Here is a 3,179-nt window from a genome sequence, read left to right on the forward strand (position 1 = left end):
GCAAGGAGAAAGCAGAATCATAGTAGTCGTGAGAAATTTAAGAATCAAGTTGGAATATTTGGTTAAACTGACTCACCAAGGAGCCAAGGAAAGCTTGGTACAAGGCGAAAGAGGAAATTTTTGTGAAGGTTTAGCAAATTTTTAAATAATGTTTTAGTTTTATTTAAAAATTATTGTTGTACAATAATATTAAATGGATAAAGAGTTTTGATCTATCTAGATGGAGAAAAACTCAAGAAATTATAAATTTTTAGGCTAAATCAAATTATCACTTAAATAATCGCCGGATGCTGGGAAACTAGCTTGTCCGGTGGTGTGTGGGGCTTATTATAATAGTTAGAAATAATGAAATGTAGTAATTCTATCACGATTCAAATCCCTCCTCAAACGCCATAAAATAATAAAAATTACTTCTGTTAATTAGCAATAATTAATTTAATTAAAATTAATTTTTATTATTAAATAAAAAATTTTTTTTTTATTTAATAATGACAAAGGAGAAAAATTAAAATGGCTGTCCCCTTTAGAAGAACTAGTAAAACTGCTAAAAGAAAAAGACGTACTCATTACAAATTAAAAACACCTACTTTGATATTATGTCCTGATACTAAGAAATTAACTTTACCTCATCGTTTAACTAAAAATGGTAGTAGTTTTTATAAAAATAAATTAATTTCAAAAATACAAAATACGAATTAATCATATTTAAAAAAATTAATATTTTAAATAAAAAAGGCATTATATATGATCAACATTAAAACATCGCAAGAAATTCGTAATATATGGCTAAATTTTTTCAAATCTAAACAACATAAAATAGAATCATCAGCATCTTTGATACCAGATAAAGATCCTACTTTGTTATGGATTAATGCTGGTGTAGCGCCTTTAAAAAAGTATTTTAATGGTTCCGTGATTCCTCATCACAAACGTATAGTTAATATTCAAAAATGTTTAAGAGCTAATGATATTGATATGGTAGGAAAAACTTCTCGTCATCATACTTTTTTTGAAATGTTAGGAAATTTTTCTATTGGAGATTATTTTAAAAAAGAAGCTATCGAATTTGCTTTTGAATTTTTAACATCTCATGAATTTTTAGCCTTAGATTTTCGTAAACTATATATTACTTATTTTGAAAAAGATTTAGAAACTTATGATTATTGGTTACAAAAAGGCATTGATAAAAATCATTTAATCGCTTTAAAAGAAAATTTTTGGGAAATAGGTGAAGGACCGTGTGGCCCTTGTACCGAAATTTTTTTCGATCGTGGACCAACATATGATTCGCGTAATCATAGTTTAATTTCAAATAACATCAACAATAACCGTTTTATTGAAATTTGGAACATTGTTTTTTCTCAATATAATTTAGAAATTAAAAATAATCGTAAAGTTTATCGGGAATTACCCAATAAAAATATTGATACTGGAGTCGGTCTAGAACGTTTAACTTGTATTTTACAAAATAAAAATAATAATTTTGAAACTGATTTGTTTTTACCTATTATTCAAAAAATTTCTATTTTAAGCAATATAATATATCAGTTAGATGAAAATCAAGAAATTTTTCAAATTATTTCTGATCATATTAGAGCTTTAGTTTTTGGGATTGCTGACGGAGTTATGTTATCTAATGATGGTAGAGGTTATATTTTAAAAAAACTTTTAAGAAGAGCTTTCCAAAAAGGAATTAAATTAGGATTTAATGATCCTTTTTTATTTAAATTAGTGCCTACAGTAGTTGATATAATGGAAGATTTTTATCCATATTTAAAATCAAAAATATCAATTATTCAACAAATCATTTTAACAGAAGAACAGAAGTTTTTATTAACTTTACAAGAAGGAAAAAATAAATTTTTAGAATTTACTAAAATTTCCAAAAAACTTTTTGCTAAGGATTTTTTTAAACTTTATGATACTTATGGGCTGCCCCCGGATATAATTTTAGAATATGCTAAAAATTATAAAATTTTAGCAGAAAAAAACGAATTTGAAAATATTTTAGAAAAACAAAAAAAAATATCATCTAATCAAGGTAAAATAGTGTTTAAAAATCAAAATTATCAAAATAATGAGTATTATAATTTTACTCTTAAAAGTGAATTTGTAGGTTATAAATGTTTTAGTACTTCGGCTAAAATTATTAAAGTTTTCGAAAAGGGAATTGTTTTAGATAAAACACCTTTTTATGCTGAAATGGGAGGCCAAATTTCAGATTTTGGTTTGATTAATCAAAGTTACATTGAGAAAGTTATTAAATTACCTCATGGGCAATTTTTACACTATACAAAAGATTATTTTGAATTAGGTCAACAGGTTGACACATGCATTGATTTACAAAAAAGACATTTAATTTCTTTAAATCATACAGCTACTCATTTATTACATGCTGCTTTAAAAAAATTATTTAATCCTGATATACAACAATGTGGTTCTTTTTTGAATCATAAAATTTTAAAATTTGATTTTAATTATTATAAATCTTTATCTTTAGATGATTTAATTTCTATAGAAAACAAAATAAATTCATGGATTAATGAAAAATATCCTATAAATACCAAAATAATGACTTTTAAAGAAGCTCAAGATCGAAAAATACAATTACTTGAACAAATTGAGTATAATGATATTGTTAGAGTAATCGAAATTAAGAATATTTCAACTCAATTATGCGGCGGAACTCATGCTTTTAATACTTTATTTTTGGAAAAATTCGCTATTTTGTCTTATAATTCTATTGGTTCTGGAATTTACAGAATAGAAGCAACAACCACTACTAATAATATTATTCTTGGTTTTGATTCTAAAACTAAACATTTACGTATCCAAGAACAAAAAATATTGCATCAAATAGAACAATATTATTATGATGATTTGAATAATAAAGTTAATATTCCTCAATTTAAAGAAGATAAAGATAGTTATAAAAGTATTTTTATTTATAAAGATTATTGCGAAGAATTACAAAAATTGTGGTCGAAAATACAAAAAAAAATTTATCAAAAGAATATGATAAAAATGATTAAAGAAGCTGAAAAAATTATACCTTCTAAAATAGAACCTTGTATGTTTTTAAGTGGGCGCCAAAGAGGCCTAAATTTCGTGCTATCTAACCAATAGCCAGAGCTGATAAACTCTGAAAGGAGATGGTCGGTTTGACAAACGAAAGAATG

2 protein-coding genes are annotated in these 3,179 nt (G+C 24.9%); both read left to right on the forward strand.

Going from position 1 to position 3,179, the window contains the following annotated elements; all coding sequences use genetic code 11:
* Positions 1-510 precede the first annotated feature (510 nt).
* Positions 511-699, forward strand: coding sequence for a 50S ribosomal protein L32 (gene rpmF, locus B2G44_RS01050; RefSeq protein WP_078123010.1), 189 nt, complete (start codon positions 511-513; stop codon positions 697-699).
* Between the two features lie 45 nt (positions 700-744).
* Positions 745-3,126, forward strand: a complete 2,382-nt coding sequence (gene alaS, locus B2G44_RS01055) for an alanine--tRNA ligase (RefSeq protein ID WP_078123011.1) — start codon at positions 745-747, stop codon at positions 3,124-3,126.
* Positions 3,127-3,179 lie beyond the last annotated feature (53 nt).

The sequence above is a fragment of the Candidatus Phytoplasma citri genome, from assembly GCF_002009625.1.
GTDB classification, from domain to species: domain Bacteria; phylum Bacillota_I; class Bacilli_A; order Acholeplasmatales; family Acholeplasmataceae; genus Phytoplasma; species Phytoplasma citri.